General features: G+C 57.9%; 23 protein-coding genes. 13 read left to right on the plus strand and 10 right to left on the minus strand.

Annotation, left to right across the window (positions count from 1 at the left end):
- On the minus strand, nt 1-4,103 hold a 4,103-nt coding region (gene gltB / locus ACEW8J_RS00975; RefSeq protein ID WP_373489760.1), incomplete at its 3' end, for a glutamate synthase large subunit.
- Between the two features lie 304 nt (nt 4,104-4,407).
- On the opposite strand from gltB, the gene ACEW8J_RS00980 reads away from it, so the two are divergent.
- From ACEW8J_RS00980 to ACEW8J_RS00995, 4 genes are all read left to right on the plus strand, one after another.
- Entirely contained in the window at nt 4,408-5,358 is a 951-nt protein-coding gene (locus ACEW8J_RS00980) for an XdhC family protein (protein ID WP_373489761.1), read from the plus strand.
- A gap of 85 nt (nt 5,359-5,443) precedes the next feature.
- Nucleotides 5,444-8,650 carry an amidohydrolase family protein gene (locus tag ACEW8J_RS00985; protein ID WP_373489762.1) on the plus strand — a complete coding sequence of 1,069 codons (3,207 nt, stop codon included), beginning with the start codon at nt 5,444-5,446 and terminating at the stop codon, nt 8,648-8,650.
- 244 nt (nt 8,651-8,894) lie between these two features.
- Nucleotides 8,895-10,088 (plus strand): hypothetical protein, encoded by a 1,194-nt coding sequence (locus ACEW8J_RS00990; protein ID WP_373489763.1) that lies wholly within the window; start codon nt 8,895-8,897, stop codon nt 10,086-10,088.
- Between the two features lie 449 nt (nt 10,089-10,537).
- The gene (locus tag ACEW8J_RS00995; protein ID WP_373489764.1) at nt 10,538-10,921 is read left to right on the plus strand and encodes a DUF4168 domain-containing protein; all 384 of its coding nucleotides are present in this window, start codon (nt 10,538-10,540) and stop codon (nt 10,919-10,921) included.
- 236 nt (nt 10,922-11,157) lie between these two features.
- Here ACEW8J_RS00995 and ACEW8J_RS01000 read toward each other — a convergent pair whose 3' ends face one another.
- Both ACEW8J_RS01000 and ACEW8J_RS01005 read right to left on the minus strand, forming a co-directional pair.
- Nucleotides 11,158-11,787, minus strand: coding sequence for a peroxiredoxin (locus tag ACEW8J_RS01000; RefSeq protein ID WP_373489765.1), 630 nt, complete (start codon nt 11,785-11,787; stop codon nt 11,158-11,160).
- Between the two features lie 261 nt (nt 11,788-12,048).
- The gene (locus tag ACEW8J_RS01005; protein ID WP_373489766.1) at nt 12,049-13,479 is read right to left on the minus strand and encodes an amidohydrolase; all 1,431 of its coding nucleotides are present in this window, start codon (nt 13,477-13,479) and stop codon (nt 12,049-12,051) included.
- A 200-nt stretch (nt 13,480-13,679) separates the two neighbouring features.
- On the opposite strand from ACEW8J_RS01005, the gene ACEW8J_RS01010 reads away from it, so the two are divergent.
- Nucleotides 13,680-13,946 carry a hypothetical protein gene (locus tag ACEW8J_RS01010; RefSeq protein WP_373489767.1) on the plus strand — a complete coding sequence of 89 codons (267 nt, stop codon included), beginning with the start codon at nt 13,680-13,682 and terminating at the stop codon, nt 13,944-13,946.
- Nucleotides 13,947-14,009: 63 nt separating this feature from the next.
- Here the strand turns inward: ACEW8J_RS01010 and ACEW8J_RS01015 are convergent, their stop codons facing one another.
- From ACEW8J_RS01015 to recF, 3 genes are read right to left on the minus strand one after another with little or no spacing between them, the layout of a single operon-like run.
- A complete protein-coding gene (locus ACEW8J_RS01015) occupies nt 14,010-14,594 on the minus strand; it encodes a molybdenum cofactor guanylyltransferase (protein ID WP_373489768.1) in 585 nt (194 codons plus the stop codon).
- Nucleotides 14,595-14,634: 40 nt separating this feature from the next.
- Nucleotides 14,635-15,348 (minus strand): CHAP domain-containing protein, encoded by a 714-nt coding sequence (locus ACEW8J_RS01020; protein WP_373489769.1) that lies wholly within the window; start codon nt 15,346-15,348, stop codon nt 14,635-14,637.
- A 53-nt stretch (nt 15,349-15,401) separates the two neighbouring features.
- Complete coding sequence (gene recF, locus ACEW8J_RS01025; RefSeq protein WP_373489780.1) at nt 15,402-16,475, minus strand: DNA replication/repair protein RecF; 1,074 nt, start codon at nt 16,473-16,475, stop codon at nt 15,402-15,404.
- A 580-nt stretch (nt 16,476-17,055) separates the two neighbouring features.
- Here recF and ACEW8J_RS01030 point away from each other — a divergent pair.
- From ACEW8J_RS01030 to ACEW8J_RS01050, 5 genes are all read left to right on the plus strand, one after another.
- On the plus strand, nt 17,056-17,235 hold the full coding sequence (locus ACEW8J_RS01030; protein WP_335664738.1) for a PspC domain-containing protein: 180 nt from the start codon (nt 17,056-17,058) through the stop codon (nt 17,233-17,235).
- A gap of 126 nt (nt 17,236-17,361) precedes the next feature.
- Nucleotides 17,362-18,333 (plus strand): cation diffusion facilitator family transporter, encoded by a 972-nt coding sequence (locus ACEW8J_RS01035; protein WP_373489770.1) that lies wholly within the window; start codon nt 17,362-17,364, stop codon nt 18,331-18,333.
- Between the two features lie 115 nt (nt 18,334-18,448).
- Entirely contained in the window at nt 18,449-19,087 is a 639-nt protein-coding gene (locus ACEW8J_RS01040; RefSeq protein ID WP_373489771.1) for a lysophospholipid acyltransferase family protein, read from the plus strand.
- Nucleotides 19,084-19,893 carry a DUF1295 domain-containing protein gene (locus tag ACEW8J_RS01045; protein WP_373489772.1) on the plus strand — a complete coding sequence of 270 codons (810 nt, stop codon included), beginning with the start codon at nt 19,084-19,086 and terminating at the stop codon, nt 19,891-19,893. The genes ACEW8J_RS01040 and ACEW8J_RS01045 overlap by 4 nt, the downstream gene beginning before the upstream one ends.
- Nucleotides 19,890-20,315, plus strand: a complete 426-nt coding sequence (locus ACEW8J_RS01050) for a VOC family protein (RefSeq protein WP_373489773.1) — start codon at nt 19,890-19,892, stop codon at nt 20,313-20,315. The genes ACEW8J_RS01045 and ACEW8J_RS01050 overlap by 4 nt, the downstream gene beginning before the upstream one ends.
- 3 nt (nt 20,316-20,318) lie before the next feature.
- On the opposite strand, the gene ACEW8J_RS01055 is transcribed toward ACEW8J_RS01050, so the two are convergent.
- The 3 genes from ACEW8J_RS01055 to ACEW8J_RS01065 all read right to left on the minus strand — a co-directional run bounded on the left by ACEW8J_RS01055 (nt 20,319) and on the right by ACEW8J_RS01065 (nt 22,070).
- On the minus strand, nt 20,319-20,978 hold the full coding sequence (locus tag ACEW8J_RS01055; protein ID WP_373489774.1) for a DsbA family oxidoreductase: 660 nt from the start codon (nt 20,976-20,978) through the stop codon (nt 20,319-20,321).
- Nucleotides 20,979-20,998: 20 nt separating this feature from the next.
- A complete protein-coding gene (gene clpS, locus ACEW8J_RS01060) occupies nt 20,999-21,334 on the minus strand; it encodes an ATP-dependent Clp protease adapter ClpS (RefSeq protein WP_373489781.1) in 336 nt (111 codons plus the stop codon).
- Between the two features lie 220 nt (nt 21,335-21,554).
- The gene (locus ACEW8J_RS01065) at nt 21,555-22,070 is read right to left on the minus strand and encodes a phasin family protein (RefSeq protein WP_373489775.1); all 516 of its coding nucleotides are present in this window, start codon (nt 22,068-22,070) and stop codon (nt 21,555-21,557) included.
- On the opposite strand from ACEW8J_RS01065, the gene ACEW8J_RS01070 reads away from it, so the two are divergent.
- The 3 genes from ACEW8J_RS01070 (at nt 22,060) to ACEW8J_RS01080 (ending at nt 24,234) form a co-directional block, all read left to right on the plus strand.
- On the plus strand, nt 22,060-22,344 hold the full coding sequence (locus ACEW8J_RS01070) for a hypothetical protein (RefSeq protein ID WP_373489776.1): 285 nt from the start codon (nt 22,060-22,062) through the stop codon (nt 22,342-22,344). The genes ACEW8J_RS01065 and ACEW8J_RS01070 overlap by 11 nt on opposite strands.
- Before the next feature lie 214 nt (nt 22,345-22,558).
- Nucleotides 22,559-23,707, plus strand: a complete 1,149-nt coding sequence (locus tag ACEW8J_RS01075) for a type III polyketide synthase (protein ID WP_373489777.1) — start codon at nt 22,559-22,561, stop codon at nt 23,705-23,707.
- Entirely contained in the window at nt 23,704-24,234 is a 531-nt protein-coding gene (locus tag ACEW8J_RS01080) for an isoprenylcysteine carboxyl methyltransferase family protein (RefSeq protein ID WP_373489778.1), read from the plus strand. The genes ACEW8J_RS01075 and ACEW8J_RS01080 overlap by 4 nt, the downstream gene beginning before the upstream one ends.
- 25 nt (nt 24,235-24,259) lie before the next feature.
- Here ACEW8J_RS01080 and ACEW8J_RS01085 read toward each other — a convergent pair.
- The coding region (locus tag ACEW8J_RS01085) for a VacJ family lipoprotein (RefSeq protein WP_373489779.1) at nt 24,260-25,409 on the minus strand (1,150 nt) is incomplete at its 5' end.

Here is a 25,409-nt window from a genome sequence, read left to right on the forward strand (position 1 = left end):
GTATTGCCGACAATGATATTCTCGGTCGGATTGCGGTCGACATGGGCCGGTTGCTTGACCACCACACGGCCGCCGGAAAGACCCTTGCCGACATAGTCATTGGCATCGCCGGTCAGTTCGGCGCTGATGCCATGGGCCAGAAAGGCTCCAAAGCTCTGTCCCGCCACGCCGTCAAAGACCAGCTGGATGGTATTTGACGGTAGTCCCGCGTGCCCGTATATTTTCGCCACCTCACCCGACAGCATGGCGCCGACGGTGCGGTTGACGTTTTTCACTTTCCGTTCGATCTTGACGGTCTGGCCATTGTCCAGCGCCGGCCTCGCCGCTGCAATCAGATCCTGATCCAGGGCAGCTTCCAGGCCGTGATCCTGGCTGATTGTTTGATGCAGCGTCTCTGCTTCCGGTAGCACGACCTGGTGGAGCAAGCGCGACAGATCGATCCCTGCCGCTTTCCAGTGGCGCAGTGCCTTGCTCATATTGATCCGGTCCACCCGTCCCACCATGTCCTCGATCGTGCGAAAGCCCATTTCGGCCATGATCTGCCGCAGCTCTTCCGCGACAAAGAAGAAATAGTTGATCACATATTCCGGTTGTCCGGTAAATTTCTTGCGCAGTTCCGGGTTCTGGGTCGCCACGCCGACCGGACAGGTGTTGAGATGGCATTTGCGCATCATGATGCAACCGGCGGCAATCAGCGGTGCCGTTGCGAAGCCAAATTCATCTGCCCCCAACAGCGCGCCAATCGCCACATCGCGCCCGGTCCGCAGGCCGCCATCGACCTGAACCGATATTCTCGAGCGCAGTCCGTTGAGCAGCAATGTCTGCTGAGTCTCGGCCAGGCCAATTTCCCATGGCGAACCCGCATGGGTCAGCGAGGTAAGTGGAGAAGCCCCGGTCCCGCCATCATAGCCGGAAATTGTCAAATGGTCGGCGCGCGCTTTTGATACGCCCGCGGCCACCGTGCCGACACCCACTTCGGACACAAGCTTCACCGAAATGCGCGCCTTGCTGTTTACATTTTTGAGGTCGTGGATCAGCTGCGCCAGATCCTCGATCGAGTAGATATCATGATGCGGGGGCGGCGAAATCAGGCCGACGCCCGGGGTCGAGTGGCGAACCTTGCCGATATTCTTGTCCACTTTGCTGCCGGGCAGCTGTCCCCCTTCGCCCGGCTTCGCACCCTGCGCCATCTTGATCTGGATATCATCGGCATTGACCAGATATTCGGTGGTGACGCCAAAGCGGCCACTGGCGACCTGCTTGATTGCCGAACGCATCGAATCGCCATTGGCCATGGGGATATAGCGGTCCGGTTCCTCACCGCCTTCGCCCGTGTTGGATTTTCCGCCGATCCGGTTCATTGCGATCGCCAGCGTTGTATGCGCTTCCCGGCTGATCGAACCAAAGCTCATCGCGCCGGTGGCAAAGCGCTTGACGATTTCGGTTGCCGGTTCGACCTCATCAATGTCCAGCGCCTCATCGGCTTTCACCAGGTCCATCAACCCGCGAATGGTCAGTAGGCGTTCGCTCTGTTCGTTGATCGAATGAGCAAATTCGGCATAATCTTTCGGGTCATTGCCGCGCACCGCATGCTGCAAACTCGCGACATTGGTCGGAGTCCAGGCATGCTCCTCACCGCGCAGCCGGTAGCCATAAATGCCGCCGGCATCGAGCATATTCTTGTAGATCGGATTGTCGCCATAAGCCTGAGTATGCCGGTCGACGGTCTCTTTCGCTATCTCCGGCAGTCCCGCGCCTTCAATCATCGTCGCTGTTCCGGTGAAATATTTTTCGATAAATTCGCTGGAAAGACCAACCGCATCGAAAATCTGCGCCCCGCAATAGCTTTGATAGGTGGAGATTCCCATTTTCGACATGACTTTCAAAATGCCCTTGCCGATCGCCTTGATATAATTTTTCTCGACCTGCTGCGTGGACAGCGGCAGTTCGCGGCGCACGCGAATATCCTCCAGCGTCTCAAACGCCAAATAGGGGTTTACCGCCTCCGCGCCATATCCGGCCAGCACGCAGAAATGATGGACTTCACGCGCTTCGCCGGTTTCCACCACCAGACCGGTCTGCATACGCAGGCCCTGCCTGACCAGATGATGATGGACCGCCGCCGTCGCGAGCAACGACGGCATGGCGATACGGTCCGGCCCTTTGGCGCGGTCTGACAGGATCAGGATGTTGCGGTCAGCCAGCACCGCTTCCGTTGCCGCCCAGCACATTTCCTTGATCGCCATTTCCAGACCGGCGACGCCGCTTTCGGCGTCCCAGCTGATATCAATGGTTTCGGTCCGGAATGCACCATCAAGCGCGTCCTCGACCGAGCGAATTTTCAGCAAATCCGCATTGGTCAATATCGGTTGATCCACCTCGAGCCGCTTGTGCGTACCGGCGTCCTGACCGAGCAAATTGGGGCGCGGTCCGATCATCGATACGAGCGACATCACCAGTTCTTCGCGGATGGGATCGATTGGCGGATTGGTGACCTGGGCAAAATTCTGTTTGAAATAATCGTAAAGCAGTCTCGGCTTGCCGGAAAGCACGGCAATCGGCGTGTCGGTCCCCATCGAACCAATCGGGTCCTGGCCATCGCTGGCCATCGGCTCCAGAAATTTGGTGATATCTTCCTGCGTGAATCCAAACGCTTGCTGTCGATCCAGCAGGGAGGCCGGCGTGCCTTCGCCATGCGCATCTGGCGCGGCGATATCGTCGAGATCGTCAAGATCGAGATCTTTCAGATTATACTGGGTTGATTCCAGCCATTTTGCATAAGGCTTGGCCTTCGCGAGTTCGGCCTTGATCTCTTCGTCTTCGATAATCCGGCCTTGCTCCATATCGATCAGCAGCATCTTGCCGGGCTGCAACCGCCATTTGCGAATGATATTGTCTTCCTTGACCGGAAGGACACCGGATTCCGATGCCATGATGACATGGCCATCATCGGTCACGCAGAATCGAGCTGGACGCAGGCCGTTGCGGTCTAGCGTGGCACCCACTTGCCGACCGTCAGTAAAGGCAACCGCAGCGGGGCCATCCCATGGCTCCATCAACGCCGCGTGATATTCATAAAAGGCTCTTCGGTCAGCATCCATCAGCGGATCACCTGCCCAGGCTTCCGGGATCAGCATCATCACCGCGTGGGGCAGGGAATAGCCCCCGGCGATAAGCAATTCGAGCGCGTTGTCGAGACAGGCGGTATCGGATTGGCCATGCGGGATCAGCGGCCACATCTTGTCGAGATCGGCTCCGAGAAGATCGGATTCCATGGTCCGGCGACGGGCGTTCATCCAGTTGACATTGCCGCGCACGGTATTGATCTCGCCATTATGCGCGATATACCGATACGGGTGCGCCAGTTTCCAGGATGGAAAGGTATTGGTCGAGAATCGCTGATGGACCATGGCCACGGCCGATGTGGTAAGAGGATTGTCGAGGTCTTTGTAAAAGGACCCGACCTGATCGGCGAGCAACAGGCCCTTATAGACAATGGTTCGCGTCGAAAAGGACGGCATGTAGAATTCCGTCAGGCCGGGCATGCCGTTTTTCTCGGCAATACCGTCGAGCGGATTATGCACCTGCTTGCGGATTGCCAGAATCTTGCGTTCAAATGCATCCTGATCGGCAATCGTCTCGCCCTTGCCAATGATCGCCTGGCGAATCAGCGGCATCTGGGCCAGCACTGCTTTGCCTATGCCCTTTGTATCGGTCGGCACGTTGCGCCAGCCGATCATGATCTGGCCTTCCTTGGCGATGAAACGCTCGAAATGGGCCGTTGCATATTCCGCTTCAGCGGCGTCCGACGGCAGGAAGCACATGGCCACCGCATAGTCCCCGGCCTTCGGCAATGTCAGATTCTCCGAATCCGCCCAATCCCGCAGCAACGCATCAGGAATCTGCAGCAATATGCCGGCGCCATCGCCCAGAAGCGGGTCGGCCCCGACGGCCCCGCGGTGATCGATATTGACCAGTATTTCGAGGCCGCGCTTGACCGTGAGATGGGATTTCTCCCCTTTGATATTCGCCACAAAACCGACGCCACAGGCATCATGCTCGTTGTTTGAATCATACAGGCCTTGCCGTGGCGGGAAACTCATATTCCGTCCTTAATTTGCGATATGTTTTTTGTAATTTAAATGCTCCTAGAGAGATTTTTGCGTATTTTGAAGATAAGATTTGTTCATATGGCAAAAGAAACATTGCACGGCTGTTGGGTGTCGCCAAAAATGGCCATTTGACGAGCGTCCATCCGGAGACAATGGCCAAGCCGCGTAATATGTTGAAGGGGGCAGGGGAACTCCCATTCTCGCTAATACAGCCCGTGGTGATTGCCCCATTTGCCCGTTTGAGGCATGGAAACGTCCATCAAATTCATGTCAGCAAGCGGCGGGACCAGCATTTTTGAACAATATTTTTCCTATTTTCGATTTTCTGCAATCCAAAACAGCAGGGAACCAGAAAACCGTTCTGATAACGTTGGCCGCGGTCACCGGTGCTTCGACGCGCAACCCGGGCGCGCATATGGCGGTGGCAGAAGATGGTTCGTCGGTCGGCTCCTTTTCCGGTGGCTGCGTCGAGGCTGCCGTGGTCGCCGAAGCGCTGGACGTGATCGAAAGCGGCAATTCCCGCGAAATCCGATTTGGCGCGGGGTCACCTTATCTTGATATCCGCTTGCCTTGCGGCGGCAGCATCGACTTGCTCTTTTCTCCGATCAAGGATCACGGGATCATCGCCGATATTTTCGGCCGGGTCAAACGGCGCGAGCCTTTGACGATCATCCTTGATCGCGGCACAGCCGATATGAATATTGAAGCGCCAGTCGTGCCCCCGATCTCGGTGGAACGATCGGGTTCGCAGATATCGGTTCATCATATCCCCGCCGCCAGGCTCAATATATTGGGACACGGACCATCCGTCGAAAGCCTGGTCAGAATGGCCGCGAGCTACGGGATCGATAGCGGCATCTTGTCGCCAGACCCCGCCGTGATTGCTGCGGTTCAGGGTCTGGCCGCCAGCGCCGATCTGCTGAAAACGCCCGAGGCCACCCCGCTGCTTGATCCGGATCCGTGGACCGCCTGTGTCTTCTATTTTCACGACCACGACTGGGAAGCCCGGCTGATGAAACAGGCTTTGGCTTCCCCCGCTTTCTATGTCGGCGCGATGGGCAGTCGCAAGACTCACGCGCTCCGGCAGCAATATCTGGCTGATATCGGCGTTACCCCCGCAGAGATTGAGCGCATGGCGGCACCCATTGGCCTGATCCCGTCGACTCGTGATCCCGCGACCCTGGCCCTGTCGACTCTGGCACAGGTGGTGGAAAGCTATCATCACGAATTTGGCATCAGGACTTAGCCCATACGGCAATCTTCTCTGTTCATTGCGGAGGAAAACTGGAATAGCGGTGGGCTGACAGTGGATGTTGTTTTTGGGGAATATCATGAAATATAGTGTTGTTGCGGTTCTGGCGTCGGTGCTCTTTTCAGGGGCAGCGCTAGCCCAGGATAGTTCCGAAAAGTCCGAAAAGGAAAAATGGGATGTCAATGCGCCGACCGGCGCGACGATCACGCAAGTTCCGATCAATGTCGACGAGGGCAGCTGGATCGATGTCGATGTCAGTCCGGATGGCAACAGTATAGCCTTTGCCCTGCTCGGCGATATTTACACCATGCCGATCAGCGGCGGGACACCCGTCCGGATCGCCGAGGGCCTGGCCTGGGAAGTCCAGCCGCGCTTCTCTCCCGACGGCAACCGCATCGCCTTCACCTCTGATCGTGGCGGCGGCGACAATATCTGGATCATGAATCGCGACGGCAGCGACAAGAGGCAGGTGACCAAGGAAGAATTCCGCCTGCTCAACCAGCCAAGCTGGAGTCCCGATGGCCGCTATGTTGTGGCGAAAAAGCATTTCACCACCCAGCGTTCGCTCGGTACCGGAGAAATCTGGATCTATCATGTGTCCGGCGGCGGCGGGGTGCAACTGGTCAAGAAACCCAGTGAGGCGCATCAAAAGGAACTGGGCGAACCGATTTACGCACCCGATGGCAAGTCTATCTATTACACCCGCAATATAACCCCCGGCAGCACCTTCATCTATGCGCAGGACAGCAACAGCGACCTGTTCAATATCGAGAAATATGATCTGGAAACGGGTGAAGTCACCACCGCTGTTTCCGGCCTCGGCGGTTCCGTGCGGCCCAGCCCCTCACCCGATGGCAAGAAAATTGCCTTTGTCCGGCGCGAGATGACCCACTCCAAACTCTATGTGAAGGATCTGGAATCGGGGATCGAACGCAAGGTTTATGATGATCTCGATCAGGACGTGCAGGAAACCTGGGCAGTAACGGGTGTCTATCCGAATATGGACTGGACCCCGGACAGCCAGGATATCATCTTCTGGTCCGGCGGAAAAATCCAGCGGGTTTCGGCCGATGGCGGCACCGCTTCGGTCATCCCGTTCCGGATCAGCGATACGCGCGGCGTGGCCGATGCCCCGCATCCGCAAATTGCCGTCGCGCCCGACAGTTTCACCAGCAAGATGCCTCGCTTCGCCACCGTGTCACCCGACGGCCGGACCATATTGTTTGAAAGCCTCGGCAAGCTCTACACCAGGCCCATGGCTGGCGGCACGCCCAGGCGACTGACCAGCGGCAACGAACTCGAACTTTTCCCCTCCTGGTCACGCGATGGTCGGTCGATCGTCTTTGTCGGCTGGACCGATGGCGGGCTCGGCCAGATCAAGACGGTCGCCGCCGCCGGCGGTTCGCCGCGCACCATAACCACCCGGCCCGGCCACTATGGCCGACCGCATTTTTCGCCCGATGGCAAGCTGATCGTCTTCGAGATGAAGGAAGGCGGCTATATGACGTCGCCGCAATGGTCAGTCGAGGACGGTGTGTATCGCGTGACCGCCTCTGGCGGTGCTCCCGTGCGCGTCAAAAAGGGCAGCGCCGGTCCGCAATTTGGCGCGTCCAGCGACCGGATATTCATGCTCGACCGCGATGATGACCAGCGTGTCCTGATCAGCACCGATCTCAATGGCGAAGCCATGCGCACCCATGCTAAGGGTGAGTTGACCAACGACTATATCGTGTCGCCCGACGGCCGGCATCTGGCTTTCCGTCAGAGCTACGAAGCCTATGTCGTGCCGCTGATGCCGGGCACGCAGGCGGTCGAGGTCAGCCCGACCAGCAAGTCGCTGCCGGTCACCCGGGTCAGCGCCAGCGGTGCAGACTATATTCACTGGTCACAGGGCGGCGAACAACTGCACTGGAGCCTTGGGCCAACGGTCTATTCGGCGCAGACCAACATGCTGTTTCCCAATGCGCCAGCCGCCAAGGATGCGCCCAAATATCAGCCACCGACCAGCGGCGTCTCGCTCGAACGGACGATAGTGGCAGACAAGCCGTCTGGCACCGTCGCGCTCACCGGCGCGCGGATTGTCACCATGGCGAGCAAGGATGGCGGGATCATCGACAATGGCGTGATCGTCATTCAGGGTAACCGCATTGTCGCGGTCGGACCGGAAGGGCAGATCAACATCCCCGCCGGCGCCGAAACCGTCGATGTGACTGGCAAGACCATCATCCCCGGGCTTATCGACGCCCATGCCCACGGTCCGCAGGGCAGTGACGAGCTGGTTCCGCAGCAAAACTGGTCGCTGCTGCAAAATCTCGCGCTTGGCACCACCACCATCCACGATCCGTCGAGCCGGGCCAGCGAGATATTTGTCGCCGGCGAGATGCAGCGCGCTGGCATGATCCTCGGGCCGCGCATTTTCTCGACCGGAGAAATTGTCTATGGTGCAAAGTCCGCCAACGTCTATGCCGAGATCAACAATCTGGACGATGCACTCGCCCATGTCCGCCGGCTGAAGGCGCAGGGCGGCAATAGCGTCAAGAATTACAACCAGCCGCGCCGCGAACAGCGCCAGCAGGTGGTCGAGGCCGCACGGCAGGAAAACATGCTGGTGGTTGCCGAGGGCGGATCCCTGTTCGGCATGGACATGGCGCTGGTCGCCGATGGCAACTCGACGCTGGAGCATAATATCCCGCTGGAAATTTTTTACGATGATGTCGTCCAGATGTTCTCCCAGTCGCAGACCAATTACACGCCCACGCTGGTGGTCAGTTACGGCGGCCTGGCCGGCGATCCCTATTGGCGGCAGGCTACCAATGTCTGGGAAAATCCGCTGCTCGTCCACACCCCGCCAACGATCCTGACAGCCGCCACCGCTCGCCGGACCACCGCGCCGGAAAGCAATTTCGTCGACGATGACAATGCCCGCGAGGCCAAGAAACTGGCCGATGCCGGGGTCAAGGTCGCGATCGGCGCGCATGGCCAGCAAGCCGGCATCGCCAGCCACTGGGAACTCTGGTCCTTCGTCCGGGGCGGCATGACCCCGGTTGAGGCGCTGGCGGCCGGCACGATTGAATCGGCCAGATCGCTTGGGATGGAGGCCGATATCGGTTCGCTGGAAGCCGGCAAGCTTGCCGACCTCCTTGTCCTCGACGCCGATCCAAGCACCGATATCCGGGCCAGTGACCAGATCAACCGGGTGATGCTCAACGGACGGCTTTATGATCCATTGACGATGAACGAACTGGTCACAGGCAACAGGAAACGTGCGGCTTATTGGTGGGAGTAAGGGCTCGGGCTGGCCATCATAACGGCCTCCCGACCCAATGACACCGAAGAGCGAAGGGTTTTCCCGCCGGGCACGGCAAAATTCGCTGAACCGCACATTAACAAATGAGCGAATTCGCTGAATGCTGCATGAATAGCACGTTCAGAAACTCGGTTCGTCGCAACTATTGATACCTGTCATCCCATGTCGGGAGGTCGAAATTCATTCAGGGGAGTTGATTGGTCACTACATTAGGAGAAATGAAATGATCAATAACAACACTCCCGTCCGCAACGGCCTGTCGGCAAAGTCCGCTGGCCCCCTGTCAATGATCAGCATGCTGGCGATTTCAGCCGGCATCGCTGCCGCACCCGCTCAGGCGCAGAGCGTGATCGCGCCATCCGACATGCCGATGCAGTCGCCGGTCGCGGTGCCGACGCCGTCTCCTGCTCCGGCACCGGCGATGCAGTCTCCCCCTGTGACCAGCATCCCGTCCGCCGAAGCCCGTACCATAGCGCCCGTCACCCCCAATGGCGCCGATGATCTCGCGACACAGGGCGGATTCGGCGCCGCTACGGTTGCGCCCGAGGCACTGGCCCAGATCGAGCGCGAGCAGCAGGCCCGCCAGGCCGCGGCCAAAGCCGCGGCAGCGAAAGCTGCATCTACGACCGCTTCGCCCGCCCGCGTTCGTACGGATAGCGCACCGGCCCTTGCGTCGGCCGCCTCCACCCCTGCCGCTACTACTGGCCCCGCCAATGGCGAAGCCGAGACGATGAATGCTGAGAGCACGGGCGACAGTGTCGCCGGCTTTGACGCCGTGCCCCCGATTATGCAGTCGACACCAGCCACACCCGAAGGCGCGGCTACGCCTGCCGACCTTTCCGGTGAAACCGACTGGGGTCTGCTCGCTGCGCTCGCCGCCCTGCTCGGCGTTGGTAGTGTCGGTGCCTATGCTGCCAGTCGCCGCCGCAAGGTCAGGGCGCAGCCAGTTGTCGCCGCTGATCAAGGCGAACCGGATTCGGATCCGGTAATGGCTGCAACGATGCCGGAGCTTCGCGGCGAACCGGTCGTGGCAGAGCCTGGTTCGGCAGCGCTGGCTGCGCAGCGCAGTGCCTCGACCAAGACCGATTTCTCGGCCTTTGTGGGCAATCTGCCGCCTTTCGAGGCGCCGCGTAGCAAGGCCGACCGCCATGTCAAAAATGCCCAGCGCCGGGTAGCCGCTGCACCGCGACCCTATCTGGGCGAGGCTGACCTGTCCCGCCAAAGCGGATATTTCATGGCTCATGTCGACGCCATGCCGACTCCGCAAAATCCTTTCCTGACCCGGCAAATGCGCCTCAAGCGCGCCCGGCATCTTGACCGCAAGCTGGTCGAGATAAAGGCGGCCAACGCCATGAGGCCAAATCAGGTGAGCGGCACCATGGAGGCCGCACGCCCGCTGGAACCGGCGTATAGCTGAACCAGCGGCTTACAAGCGAGAGAACAGGGCGGCCCCGGGATTGCGGGGCCGTTCTTTTTTGGGTCGACCCCTTGAGTCGAGGCCAATGCACGACGGACGTGCCAGAGAAGTCGTCGCGACAGGACGCACGATATGGGCGGGTCGCGTTGCGCCTTACAATGGCGACAATGAATCTATTCGATATCCGAAAAGTGCAATCCATATAATGAATACTGAAAATACCTTATAGAATAATATGCCTATCACCAGAAGATTAAAAAGAAATAGAAATATAAACTAGTTGTTATCAAATAGAAATAATTTTCAATTGTTATTTTAATGACGGATATTTACCTATCTTCTACTAACCCTTCATGAGCAACGACCTATCGAAATTAAGCTGAATCTGCCACCATTCCATGTTTCAACATGATCTGAACCCATTAATCCCCCAATTTGGAGAAACAAAAATGAAGAATATTCCCAAGACCATGATCAGCGCAATCGCTCTGCTGGGCGCCAGTGCCGCATCGGCCCAAACCCCGACTCAGGCACCTCCGCCCCCCGCTGCGGACACACCGTCCGCCACCCCGACTCCGGGAGCAGAGGGGAAGACGAAAGTAACGATCACCCCGCAGGACATCGACAATTTTGCCAAGGCGGTGATCGAGGTCAACAAGATCCAGACCGATACCTCGCTGGGCACCGACGAGAAGCAGACGGCGATGACGGCAGCGGTCGAGAGCAGCAATCTCGATACGTTCAAGTTCAATACCATTGTCCAGGCGTCCGAGACAAATCCGGAGCTCAAGCAGCGGGTGCAACTGGCAATCGCGGAACAGCAGAAGCAATAAGCGCCCAGCAGCGCTTTTGGCCAAGCCAGTAGCGCACAGCCGACAGGAAAAGGTGGCCCTGCCATTCCGGCGGGGTCACCTTTTTTGGCGAAAGCTCCCGGAGTGACGCACGATCTGCTCACCGGGGAAGGCTATAAAAATTACGGTGACAGGGTTCTGGCGAAACCTGAGTGGGCTTGTCAGTTGAGCAGTCTGTTACCGTAACTTTTGTTGAACCGAGATCGAGGCAATGGGACCTAGCTTACACTGGTTGTCCGCAAATAGGGCCGATGTTCGGTCCAGCCCTGTGGGAAAAGGCTTTTTGCCTCATCGTTGGTGATCGATGGTGGAATGATCACTTCCTTGCCGACCTGCCAGTCTGCGGGCGTAGCAATACGCTTCCGGTCGCTCAACTGCAGGGCATCGATGACCCGTAAAATTTCATCGAAATTCCTCCCAACGCTCATCGGGTAGGTCATCGTGAGGCGGATCTTCTTCTCCGGATCGATGATGAACACGGAGCGGACCGCCGCGGTCTCGCTTTGGTCAGGATGAATCATGTCGTACATCTTTGCAATTGCCAGATCTGCATCTGCAACGATGGGAAATGTAAGGTTGGTGTGCTGCGTTTCGTTGACATCCTCGATCCATTTGCGATGTTCCTCTGCCGTATCGGTCGAGAGGCCGAGAGGCTTGGTGCGGCGTTTCGCAAATTCTTCGGCGAGTTGTGCGGTGCGTCCCATTTCAGTGGTGCAGACCGGGGTGAAATCCGCTGGGTGGCTGAAAAAGAACACCCAATTGTCGCCAGCCCATTCGTGCAGTCTGATTTCTCCATTCTGGGTGTCCACGGTGAAGTCGGGGGCGGTGTCTCCGATATGTAACGTCATGATCATTCCTTTCTGATTGTCCCGTCCTCCTAACGCACAAACCGATTCTGATCCAATTCATTTACTTAGTTACACTAATTGTTTTATTGATTAAAAATTGGTACCGATACTGGCCCGCCACGTTGGCGCACTCGATGGCAAGCGGACGATCGCTGCCGCCCGGTGAAATTGAGGTCCTTCTTTCCTACAGCGAGGCCAAGGCCATAAACTGTAGCGATAACAACGAGTCTCGCCCGCTCTCTCCGGCCGTCCGCGCTCCGCTTATTTCCGGTAATCCAGCGGTGGATCGCGATCGCCCAACAGCGACTTGTACTGATAATCCGGCCCGCGTGCCTTGTCGAATTCGGCCTTGGCCTCGGCGCGCAATTCCGGGTTGGTATACAGTTCGATCGCCGCCAGCGTCAGCGTCTTGGCTGCCACCTGCGTACCCTTGAAGCCGATCGACATGCCGCTCGCGGCCGAGGATTGCCAGCTGTGCGCCGAAGTGCCGGGCACCCAGGTCGCGGTGCGCAGGCCGACAGTCGGCGTGGCATAGGACACATCGCCGACATCGGTCGAGCCGTAGCCGAGCGAAACATCATAAAGCTGGATCTCTTCCTGGCTGCCGAGTTGCAATGCGGGCTTGTCAAAGCTGGCGTGGATGGTCTCGGCAAATTTCTGTTCTGCAGGCGTATAGCTGATCCCGCCGACCTGCCGCAATTTGGCGTCCATCATCTTCGCCAGCGGCTCGTTGACCAGCAGCGGATTGTTGCCGTGGATCACTTCCCAGTCGACTTTGGTGCCGGTCCCCATCGCCGCGCCGCGCGCCGCATCCTCCAGACGCGCCCAGATCGCGTCGACTTCGCTGGGGTCCGGGTGCCGGACATAATAGAAGACTTCAGCAAAATCGGGCACGACATTGGGGGCGGTGCCGCCTTCGGTGATCACATAATGGATCCGCGACTGCTGCGGGATATGCTCGCGCATCATATTCGCCATCATGTTGAACGATTCGACCCCGTCGAGAGCCGAGCGCGCCTTTTCGGGGGCGCCGGCGGCATGGGCGGATGTGCCACGGAACCGGAATTTGGCCGAGCGGTTGGCCAATGTCGTTTGGGCGGCGGCCGAATTTTCGTCATCGGCATGCCAGTGGAGCGCAATATCGACATCATCGAACAAACCCGCGCGGACCATATAGACCTTGCCGCTCCCGCCTTCTTCCGCTGGCGTGCCGTACAGCCGTACCCGGCCAGATGTGCCGCTCTGCTTGAGCCATTTGCTCACCGCAATCGCGGCTTCCACCGATCCAGCACCGAACAGATTATGGCCGCAGGCATGGGCCGCACCCTTGCCCTCGATCGGCGAGCGGGTGGCCACGGCATCTTGGTTGATCCCGGGCAAAGCGTCATATTCCGCCAGAATCGCGATCACTGGGCCGCCTTTGCCATATTCGGCTATGAACGCGGTCGGGATTTCGGCGACGCCCGGCGTGATGGTGAACCCATGGGCTTTCAGTTCGCTCTGCAGCAGGCCGCTCGATTTTTGTTCCTGATAGCCCACTTCCGCCCATTCCCAAAGCTGACGCGCGTTTTGCGCAGCCTTGTCCGAACGGGCGTCGATCAGCGCGGAAATGTCGCGCATGACATCGCTGCTTTGGGCCTGCGCCGGAACGGCAATGGCGGCGAGGGAAAGGGCCAAGGCGGTGCGGATCATGGAAACCTCATCAAAATGGAAAGGAGGGAGAACATGCACAATTTCCGCTGGGCGGACAAGATGTTTGTATTTCGGGGTTTTTCTGGCGCTGCAACGGTCAATTGCAAAAATGCAACTCGCAGGTGCAGCATTTCAAATTGCAACTTAATTGCCCGCGGTCATAGTCGCGAGACATATCCCTCACCAAATGGAGTTCAACCATGCGTAAACTATCCTCCCTGATCCTCGCGGCCACCGCGCTGTCCTTCACGGTTCCGGCAGCAGCTGCCGCTGAAGTCGAACGCAACGAGCGTCTCTATGACGCCACTGGCTCTTCGGTTGCCAAGGTCAACCGTGTCACCGACGCCGGCGACGTTCTGGTCATTTACAAAGGCAAAGTCCGGCGTATCGAAGCTTCGACCCTGTCGAACAGCGACGGCAAGCTGGTCACCACCCTGACCAAGACTGAAATCCGTCGCCTCGACTAGGCTTCGGCTTCCTGACGAGGGTCTGCAGTGGCCCTCCTTGCAAAAACAAGCCGGTGCTTCCCGTCAAGCGCCGGCTTTTTTTGCAGTAGCGGCAGTGATCATGTCGTCTGGCCGGTTGATGTTCATGAACAAAGCCGGGTCGCCCCAGCGCACCGCCTCGGCCCCGCACCGCTCCGCCAGCCAGCGCAGCGATGGTGCCCGCTCGCCGGGCTGATACACACTGCGGACAGCGCCGACCACATCGCAGCGCCAATAGGCAAAGGTCGGATGGATGCGCTGCTCATCGCCCGCGACCGCGCACTTGCCGCTAGCCGCCAGCCGTTGGATCAGGTCCGCTGGCGCATGCGGCGCATCGACGGGGACCGTGACAAATCCGCAGATCCCCATCTCCTGCAACCGCGTCGCCACCGTGAATATTCCGCCCACCGGGCCACCCGGTGCATCCGGAGCATCGGCGATGATCTCCAGCCCGGTGTCATAGTCCTCCCGCGCCGACAGCCATAGCCGCTCCGCCTTGCCGACAAATCTCGTGATCAGGATGTCGACCAGCCGCTCGCCATCTATCCTGCACACCGCCTTGTCGGTCCCCATGCGGGATGACTGGCCGCCGGCGAGAATCACCAGGCAGGCTGCGGGGCGTTTGATCATGCGATGGTTCCGGTCTGCAGCATAGCGCTGCAATCTGGCTTCAGTTGCCCACTCTGTCCAGCAATTCCCCGATCAGATCCCGTGATTCCGCACCGTTCGGCGCTTCCCGATCAGCGACTTGCGCAAGCTCTGTGGTAAGCCGGCGATCGAACAGCGCGCGATTGGGCTCTCGCCTTTCCTGTCGCGGCTTTGCCGCAGCCCATTGGCGACCGGCATGCTTGGCGGGCCGCGCCGGATAGATGAATCCGTTCACCGGGAAGGCAGTGGTCCCCAGCTTGCCGATCGGCGCATACCAGATGCGGACGAGGCTCCAGTCATTGCCCGGCGAAATATCTTGAGCAGCGACGCCATGCTCGATCTGTCCCCGGCGACCATTGATAGGCGACCAGTTGGCGTGGCTGATCAGAATATTCCGGTTGTCGACAATCTCGCTCACCACTGCGACATGCCCCAGTTGCATGTCGCCGTAGCCGGGGAGCGACAAAACGGCACCTTCAACTGGATTGGCCCCTCGATGATAACGCCCATCTGCCTGATCCCACCAGCTATGGGCGTCGCCATAAATCTGGATTCCGCTCAGGTCGCGGGCAAAGGGCACACATTGCAGATAATCTTCCGCGTGCGCAGGAGTGGGCAGGCAAATGGCCTGTAACGCCAGCAGGATCGGAATGATCGCATTGCGAAATACGATCACCGAGTTTTTGAGAGCCGTTGCGTTCATCCGTTCGGCGATAAACGCCAGGTGGAAAGTCATCGCTAATGATCATTGTGAATCACGCGTAAACCATGTTGGGTCCGAACCGGATATTACCGGCGCCGGACGGTCCCGTCCGCTACTTCAAAATGCAGTGCGTTATCTGGAATATCCTTGAACAATTCCGGCTCGGTGCCGGTAAGCCAGACTTGACCGCCGCGTTCGGTCAATTTGCTGAAGAGGGCTGCGCGGCGTTGCGGATCAAGATGGGCGGCCACTTCATCGAGCAGCAATATCGGCCGGCTAGCGCGCCGTTCGGCGATCAAATCTGCCTGCGCCAAAATGATTGAAAAAAGCAGGGCTTTCTGTTCCCCGGTCGAACATCTCTCGGCCTGCTGCTGCTTCGCGGCATGAATAACGTGGAGATCGGTCCGATGAGGCCCTCGCATCGTGCGGCCGGCTGCGCGGTCTGCCGTGCGATTTTGCTGAAGCATTTGTTGAAGTTGCTGCTCTGAGCGCAAGTGATCGTCCGCAAGTTGCAGTGCGGGTGTCGCGAATATCATGCTGTCCGACTGTTGCAGCTTGTGGTTCAAAGCCGACACCACCCGTTCCCGAGCTTCCGCAACCGACGAACCAAATCGTGCCAGATGTCCATCCAGGCCGTCTATCCAGTTTTGGTCTTCAGGATAGGCATCGGCGAGAAGCCGATTGCGTTCGCGCCGTGCGGCTTCGTAGCGAGCGCAGTTCCGTGCATGCCCCGGTTCCAGCGCGGTAACGAGACGGTCGAGAAAATTCCGTCGTCCCGCCGGACCCTCGGTGAACAGCCGGTCCATCGCTGGCGTCAGCCACAAGATCGAGAGCCATTCTGCCAGATCATTTGTCGGGACAGCGGATTCGTTGATCCGGGTTTTGCGTCGATGGGGCGCGTCTATGCTGGTGCCGCTTCCCAGTTTGATATCGTCCAGTTGCGCGGCGACGGCAAAACCGCCTGGACCATTTTGGCAAGCGATATCGCGAAGCGATGCGCGCCGCAGTCCGCGTCCCGGCGCGAGCAGCGACACTGCTTCCAGAATATTGGTTTTGCCAGCGCCATTGGCACCGCTGAAAACCATGAAGCCGGGAGCGGCGTCCAGGCGCAATTGGGGATAGTTGCGAAAGTTGTGCAGAGTGAGCTGGGTCAAGGTCATTGTCGGGTTCGTCACTAGCTTTCGCTCCCGGTGAAGAGAAGCAAATTCATTGATTGCCAATATTTAGGGAAATTTCCCAAATATCAGTTTCCAATGAAGGGTGCCTGAACAGGAATTTCATCTAACATATTGATAAACAGCATGAATATAAAACTGGCACAACCCATGCAATGTATCTGACATCCTCGCAATGATGTGAGAAACAGTTTAAAACCGAAAGGAAATCATCATGTTCTCGAATGTCTCCAGCAGTATCTCCGCCGCCGTAGCCGCTATCTTCTCCGCCGCAATATTTGTTGGTGCCAGTGTCGGTCCGGCGATCAACGACGCTGTCTCCGTAATCGCTTAAGCTCAAAAGGTCAGGGAAAGGAAAAATTATGTCACTCAGTTTTCAGCATTCAGTTTCCGCAGCAATTGCTGCGGCGGTCTCAGCAGCCTTGTTTGTTGGCGCGAGCATCATGCCAGCGGTCAACCAGACATCGTCGTTGGTGATCTGATGGCCAGCAAAGACAAAAGCCCAGAATCCCGGTCGCGCAGCTGGCCGGAACCCGTCTCATCGAACAGAGAAAGCAACCGACCCATGAAAAAGAAACTGAAACTCGACAAGGCCAATGGCAAGCTGATGGGCGTCTGCTCCGGGCTGGCCAACTGGAGCGGCATGGATGCCAATCTGCTCCGGGTGATTTTCGTGCTCGCGACCATTTTCGGCTTTGGTTCCGCCATCATCATCTATCTGGCGATTGGGCTGATTGTCGACTGATCCGACGACATAGTCTCTCGCCATATGATATAACATACGGAAAATATTAATAAAAAATATGGACCGCTCCGGCTGATCGGTGTAATCGAAGCACAGAATCTTCGCAGTGCAACGGTCGGAGCGCAGATGTCCGCAGGTCATCATCACAAGCACAGCCATGCCAACCACAGCCACCATGACCGTCCTGGCGCGCATGGGCATATGCCGACCAATTTTAGCCGCGCCTTCGCGCTCGGCATCACCCTGAATATCCTATATATTATCGTTGAGGTCGTTTACGGCCTGATCTCCGGATCGATGGCGCTGCTCGCCGATGCGGGGCACAATCTGTCCGACGTGATGGGCCTGGCGGTGGCCTGGGCCGGTGCGGAACTGACCAAAAGGCCGCCGAGCAAGCGGTTCACCTATGGACTGGGGGGATCATCGATCCTGGCGGCTCTGCTCAACGGGCTGTTTCTGCTGGTGGCGTGCGGTGCCATTGCCTGGGAAGCGATCGAGCGATTCGGCGCCCCCCGCCCGATTTCTTCGGTCACTGTCATCATTGTCGCCTCGCTTGGCATCGTTATCAATTTCGGCACGGCGATGCTGTTCGTGCGAGGCCAGAAAGAGGATATCAACATCCGGGGTGCGTTTCTGCACATGATGGCCGATGCCGCCGTCTCGGCAGGCGTCGTGGCGGGCGGTATACTCATCTACTTCACCGGGATGAACTGGATCGATCCGTTAATCAGTCTGCTGATCGTAGCCTTGATCTTCTGGAGTACCTGGGGACTGCTGTCCGAAGCCGTGCGCATGTCGCTGGCGGGCGTGCCCAGGAATATCGATCTCGAAGAGGTCATGGCCTATCTCGCGTCCTTGCCCGGTGTCAAAGCCGTGCATGACCTGCACATCTGGCCAATGAGCACCAGCGAAACGGCGATGACCGCCCATCTGGTCGTGCCGGCTGGCCATCCGGGAAAAGGTTTTCTGGCGGCGGTGCAAAAGGAAATGAAAAGCCGCTTTGCCATTCACCATGTCACCATCCAGATCGAACTGGAGGATGAGGAAGCAGATCTGTGCCATACTGATTGCGGTGGTGAGAACTCCAACAATATTTAATATGCAGCACCTGCCATGCATGACTGCACCAACGGACATCTTTCGTTGCGCGGTCGGAAAATGGACTTATGGTATCCAGTTGAACGCGGCGCCCGAACCCGCGAGGGGAGGATGCGTGCACGAGGAAATCAAGCCGAACTGGTTGTCGGAAATTGTCCGTCGCTTTTCCGTGTTCGTTTATACGATCAACGGATGGACCGCGGTGCAGGAAAATCCACCGCCCAGAAAGGCGGTGATCATCGCTGCTCCGCATACGAGCAACTGGGATTTCCTCTATTTCTTCGGGCTGACCAACAAGCTGAAGATCAAGTCCTACTGGATCGGCAAGGACAGCCTGTTCCAATGGCCGTGGGGCGGGATGATGCGGCGCATGGGGGGTATCCCGGTGAACCGCTCGAAATCGCAGAATATGGTCGATGCAATGGTCCGGGAATTTGCCCGGCGCGATGATTTTCTGCTGACGATCCCACCGGAGGGTACTCGCGGCAGTGTCAAGCAATGGCGGACCGGCTTCTATTATATCGCGCTGAAGGCAAAGGTGCCGCTGATCATCGGCCTGATGGACTATTCGAAAAAAACCGGGGGGCTCGGGCCATCGTTCATGCCGTCGGGCGACTATAAGGCGGACATGCAGAAGCTCAGCGCGTTTTACCATAGCGTGACGCCGAAATATCCGGAGAAAGCGATGCGCGATATTGTCTCGACCGAGCCGGGAGCCAATCCTGATCCACATCTGGAAGGAGAAGTGATTTGAATTTGCTGGGAGCGCTAGGCCTGAATTTCGGGCTGCTGGTCACAATCATGATCATCCTGTGGCTGATATCGATACGGATCCGCGACGTGTCGTTCATCGATGCCTTCTGGGCCTATGGCATGGCGATCATGGCTAGCGCATCCTTCGTACAGACCGACAATCCCGGGTCGCTCGCTTATGTCATCTGGGCGCTGACCGCGCTCTGGGGGATCAGGCTGGGCACACATCTTTTCCTGCGCTGGCGCAAGGAGGGGATGGACCCGCGCTACAAGAAAATTCTGGGCCAGGCGATGGACAAGCAGGGCATGAGCTTTGCAAGGGCCGCGTTGCTCAGGGCATGGGCGCTGCAGATACCGCTGCTTTTCATCGTCTGTCTACCGGCACAGCTCGGTATATTGCTGGCTGACTCCGACGGGCTGCCGGTCATCTCGATCATCGGCGCCGTGATTGCCCTGATCGGCATCGGCTTCGAAACGATCGGCGATATGCAGCTCAAGGCATTCCGGGCCGATCCGGGTAATAAGGGCAAGGTGCTGGACAGCGGATTGTGGAAATATACCCGCCACCCCAATTATTTCGGCGATTTCTGCGCCTGGTGGGGAATCTGGCTGGCGGCGTCGCCGATGGGATGGCCGGTGTGGACGGCCGTGATCGGTCCGCTGTTCCTCAGCTTTACCCTGATGAAATGGAGCGGTGCCCCTCTGCTGGAGAAAAGCCTGAAAAAGAACCGGCCGGACTATGCGGACTATATCGAACGGACATCCGGATTTTTCCCGATGCCGCCAAAGCAAAAGGCGAGCCGATGATCAAGGGCATTCACCATATCGCGATCGGCATTCCCGATATCGAAGCGGGGCTGGCCTTTTACCGCGATGTGCTCGGCTTCGAACTCGACTGGCGCAGCGACGTAGCAGCCGACAATGACAAAGCCGGTGCGGCCGTCGGACTGCCCGGTTTTGCAGCGAAGATGGCGATGCTGAAAGGCCCCAATATCTGCATCGAACTGTGGCAATATGCGACGCCGGAGCCACGGGACCGGCGCAGCGATCCAGCCGATCTCGGCTATCCCCACATGGCTTTGGCGGTCGAGGATATCGAGGGCGAATATGCCCGGCTGCAGGCAGCGGGGATGACGTTTGTCGGGCCGCCGGTCGATTTCGGGACGCAGAAAGCGGTCTATGGCCGGGATCCGTTCGGCAATATCATCGAATTGCTGGAAGAAACCTAGCTATCAGGCGGCTTTCTTGAGCAGCTTGCTCTCGATAATATTGGCGAAGACGTCGGGTTCCTGCGCGCCGGGGACCATGAATTTCCTGTTGAAGATGAAGGCAGGCACGCCGGTGATGAACCGGTCCTGCCACTCGGCTTCCTCTGCGCGAACCTCGGCGGCGAACATATCCGTTGCCAACAGATCGCTGGCGCGCTTTTTATCTAGGCCGACCGACGAGGCGATTTCGACCAGGGTATGATGATCGCTGACGTCCCGGCCATCGGTGAAATGGGCCTTGAACAGCGCCAGTTTGAGAGAGGTTTGCTTGCCGGTCCCCCCGGCCCAGTGCAACAGTCTGTGGGCATCGAACGTGTTCACCATCCGCATATCCTCATGATAGCTGAAGGTGAAATCGAGTTCATCGCCGGCGTTACGCAAGCGTTCCCGGTTCGCTTTGCTCTGTTCCGGGATGGCGCCATATTTCTGCGCCATATGCTCGTTGATCGACTGTCCCTCCGGTGGCATGGACGGATTCAGTTCAAAGGCATGCCAGCTCAGTTCAAAGCGCGCCTGGCCTTCAAAACGGGCCATGGCCTTTTCGAGCTTCTTATAGCCGATGATGCACCAGGGGCACACGACATCCGAGACAATATCAATCGTGATAACGGGGGTCTCGGGCATAATGACTTCCTTGGTTTACGTCAGGCCTTCTCAAGCGTGCATTGCAGAGGATGTTCGTTCTTGCGCGCGAAATCCATCACCTGGGTGACTTTCGTTTCCGCCACTTCATAGCTGAACGTCCCGCAGACGCCGACACCTTTCTGATGCACATGCAGCATCACGCGCGTGGCTTCATCGATGTCCATGTTGAAAAATCGCTTCAGTACCAGCACGACAAATTCCATCGGCGTATAATCATCGTTGAGAATGAGCACTTTGTACGGGCTGGGCTTTTTGGTCTTGGCCCTTGTCTTGGTCGCAATGCCAATATTTGTATCGTCCCCGTCATCGGGCCCCTTGTCGGCATCGCCCCCCATGACCGGCTGGTCGCTGGCACGATCTGGCCGAGGGGACTTCGTCAATGGGTAAAGAATCTTCTGGTTCATCATCAGTCACAGGATATGGTATTTTTACCCCCGAGGGCAAGTGGCGGATTGATAGTATTGACAGCTTTTGCCGTTGCCTCTGTCAAGGCGGCACCAATAAAAAGGACCGCTCCAAGGGAACGGTCCTTTTTTGATCGATTGGAAAAGCGGCTTAAGCGGCTTTTTTCAGTTCCTTGCGGATTTCGCTGACGCGATCAGCAATCGGCTGATAGGTCTTGCCGGCGAGCTTCACAACGGCGTCGGCGTTGTTCGAAGTCTGGTCCATAACCCGGTCCAGTCCGCTACGCACATAGTCAGCCTGCTTTTCAAACATGTCTCTCGGCGTTGCGACGCTGAACAAACCCTGCAAGGCGCGGCTCGCTTCAACGAAATTCTCGCGGGTATATTTCAGGTTGGTCTGGCCGATTTCCTGAGCACCTTTTGCAGCAATCTTGCCGCTCTCGAGCAGGGTTTCGACATTCTCGCGGTTGAATTCAACAGCGGTCTTCGACATTGCAACGGCACGATCCGCAGCAGCTTTTGCACGGGCCTGGGCGTCGGCGGTCAGCTTTTCGAAGCGCGAACCGAGATTTTCAGCGGCCTTCTTGGCGGTATTGGCAGCCTTGGTGTTGGCAGCCTTGGTGTTTTTCACAACGCGCTTGGTTGCAGTGGTTTTGGTGGTAGCCATTTTTTGGGTTCCTTTGGTCTGTTTGGTCGATGTGTTTTTGGCAACGGGCTTTGCAGCGACTTTACGCTTGGCTGCGGCCTTCTTTGTTGCCGGTTTGGATGCTGCGGATTTTTTGACAGCAGGCTTTGCCGCTGTTGCCGGTTTAGCAGCTGGAGCCACCGGCTTTTGGGTTTCGGTTTTTACCGGAGCAGGATTGGCTGCGGCTTTCTCGACCGGCGCTGATTCAGCAGCCGGCTTGTCGGAAATATTGACGGCGGAAGCCGCCGCAGAATAAGCGGCCTCGGCAGAGAGCGAGCCGGTTTCTTTCGCTGCCGGAGCAGTAGATGTTTCGGTTTTTGTATCAGCCATCGGTTATCTCACTTCTATGTTGCAGTGCACAAATAGGGCAGGAGAAGGTCGATGTCAAGAAAAATGGTGCAGTGCACAATAAAACACAATCTGCTGATCCAAGTCCTCCTAATCCGGTGCTTCCGGAGATCATCCTTGCGATGCGGTCGGTCATACCGCATTTGGTGCATCAGGCCAGATTTCAATGGTTCGATGCGGCCTGTGCTGTACAGAAGCAATCTCAACAGCGAAAGTGCCCAATGTCCACTTTGATATCGATCGCCACCGCCATTCCTGACCACCGGATCACGCAAGCAGAAGTGCTGGCAGTCCTGGCCCAGGCGCGAGGCGCAGCGCTGCCTGCCCGACTGGCACAGATCCTGGGCAATAGCGGTATCGAACAGCGCTACCTTGCCTGCGAAGCTGAATTTTATCTGCAGCCGCGCAGCTGGGCCAGTCGGGCGGCGATCTATGATCAGGTGGGCACAGGATTGGCGCACAAGGTGGCTCGAGATGCTCTGGACAAGGCGACGCTCATGCCCACCGATATTGATGCGATCGTGCTGATCTCGACAACCGGCACGATGACGCCGTCAATCCCCAGCCGGATGATCGAGGCGATGGGTTTCGATCAGTCAACCCAGACCATTCCGGTGTTCGGCTATGGCTGCGCCGGGAGCGTGCTCGGGCTCCGGCTGGCCAATGATCTTGCTGCAGCCAATGGCGGCCAGAATGTCCTGATGATTGCGCTCGAATTATGCAGCCTGTCTTACGACTATAGCCAGTTTGACAAGAAGAACATGATTGCCACCGCGCTGTTTGCCGATGGCTGTGCCGCTGCGGTGATCAGTGGCAAGGCAGGACAGTCGATTGCTCCCTCGTTCCGTGCATTCGGCCAGAAGACCTGGCCCAGCACGCGCGACATGATGGGGTGGGACATTGGTGCAACCGGCTTTGATCTGGTGCTGGCCCGCGATATACCGACTTTTGTGACCAAGGATTTCGCCCCCTATTGCGATTCATTCCTGGCAGCGCACAGCCTATTGATGTCGGACCTGTCCGAACCCGCCTGCCATCCCGGCGGCGGCAGGGTGGTAGAAGCACTGGAAGCTTATTTCGCCCCGGAAATTGACGGGATAGCAGCAACCCGGGAGATACTCAGGCAGCATGGCAACATGTCGTCGCCGACTGTACTGTTCGTGCTCGAACAATTGCTTGCCCGGACACCTGAAAAGCCGATCTTGCTCACCGCTCTTGGCCCCGGATTTACTGCGGCGCTTGCCATCCTCGATCCGGCGGGTGCGGCATGACCGATAATCTGGGTGCCATATTCACCTCCGGTCCGACACTGGTAACCTGGCTTCTGGTCTATATCGTGGCCCAGCGGCTGAGCGAACTCGTGTACGCCAACCGCAACACCAAGCGGCTGCTCAGCGAAGGCGGGCAGGAGCATGGCGCCGATCATTATCATTATTTCATCTTTCTCCACAGCGCCTGGCTTGCGATCATCGCCTTGCTGGTTGACCCGCAACAGGATATCCATGTCGCGCTTCTCGCGCTATTCGTCGCCACGCAAATGCTGCGAATATGGACGCTGGCCAGCATTGGCCGCTGGTGGACGACGCGAATCATCTCGGCACCGCATTTCGACCGGGTCAGGCGGGGGCCGTACCGGTTTGTCAGCCATCCCAATTATCTGGTGGTGATATTAGAGATTGCCATCGTGCCGCTCATGCTGGGCCTGCCCGCTGTGGCGCTGATCTTCTCGATCCTCAACGCGATCCTGCTGCGCCACCGGATCGGGGTGGAGAACGCGGTCTTGGCGGAGCGCGGCTAGGGTCTGATCGCTTTGGTGGTTTGGATCACATATCCGGATCAAGTGGGGATGGGACCGGATCGGTTTCTGGTTCATGCTGATCGGCAGGTACGGATATGCCGGAATTCGCTTCCGGAGCGGAAGCTTCTATTGCGTCTGGCGCACTGGGTTGGATGTCTGGCGAGGAAGTTGATCCGGTCGCGCTTGACTTCCTGCTCAAGGGATCGGGTATCCGGCCGCGCAATATATCAATCTCTGTCTGCCGTTGATTCAGGTAGAATTCGCGAGCGGCCGTATAGGGGTCAGCATCGCCGGTCTGGAACGCATTTATCTGTTCGTCGAACTCGATCCGGTTGTCCAGCGCGCTCAATATGCCGGTTGGAACCGTCAAGGCGCGTTCGGTAAAGGGCTTGCCGACGATGGTGGGCAGGAAAAGCAGATTGAGGCCGCCACCGACCAGATCGCGAACCGTGGTCGGCCCCGCCAGCGGCAGAAACAGAAAGGGCCCCGGTTCAATGCCATAATAGCCGAACGTGTTGGCGAATCCATTGGATCTGTGGGGCAGGTGAAACGGCGGCCTTTTCGCCGTATCAAGCAAACCACCGATACCGATCGTCGTATTGATCGTGAAACGGCCGAGAGTTTCGACCGCCTTGCCAGGCTTCAGCTGCAAGAGAAAGTTGAAAAAGACGACCGGTTCGCCGAGGTTTCTCAGGAAGTTGCGCAGTCCGCTGCGGATTGGCGCTGGGATCGCCTTTTTATAGGCCATGGCGACCGGTTGGACGAAAGCCTGATCGACGTCCTGAACGACATCGAAGGAGTCGGCGTTCAATTCCATCAATGGATCAGCGGGTGTCTCCGGCCGGGCTGTGACCGTGATGATGTTCTCATCTCCGGCGGGTTGGGCACTGGCCGGTGCTTCGGAAGTTGACGGGACATTATCCGGCGGCGAATCCAGGGTCGGGGAACCGAGTTTATCATCTGGTGAAGCCGTGAACGTGCCCGACAGGCTGGTCGATTCCGCGGCCTGCTGCGCCGCCCTTTGCATCGGCTGATCACCGCCGACAGCCTCTATATCCGGTCCGAGAAGTGGGAGCTGATATTCCAGCTGCACAGATGCGTTTGGAATATTATTGGTGACAGGGTGTACAGTGTCTTGCGCAATGACCGGTTGAACCGGAGCTCCGATCATCAAC

It is taken from the genome of Parasphingorhabdus sp. (genome assembly GCF_041748495.1).
Taxonomy (GTDB): domain Bacteria; phylum Pseudomonadota; class Alphaproteobacteria; order Sphingomonadales; family Sphingomonadaceae; genus Parasphingorhabdus.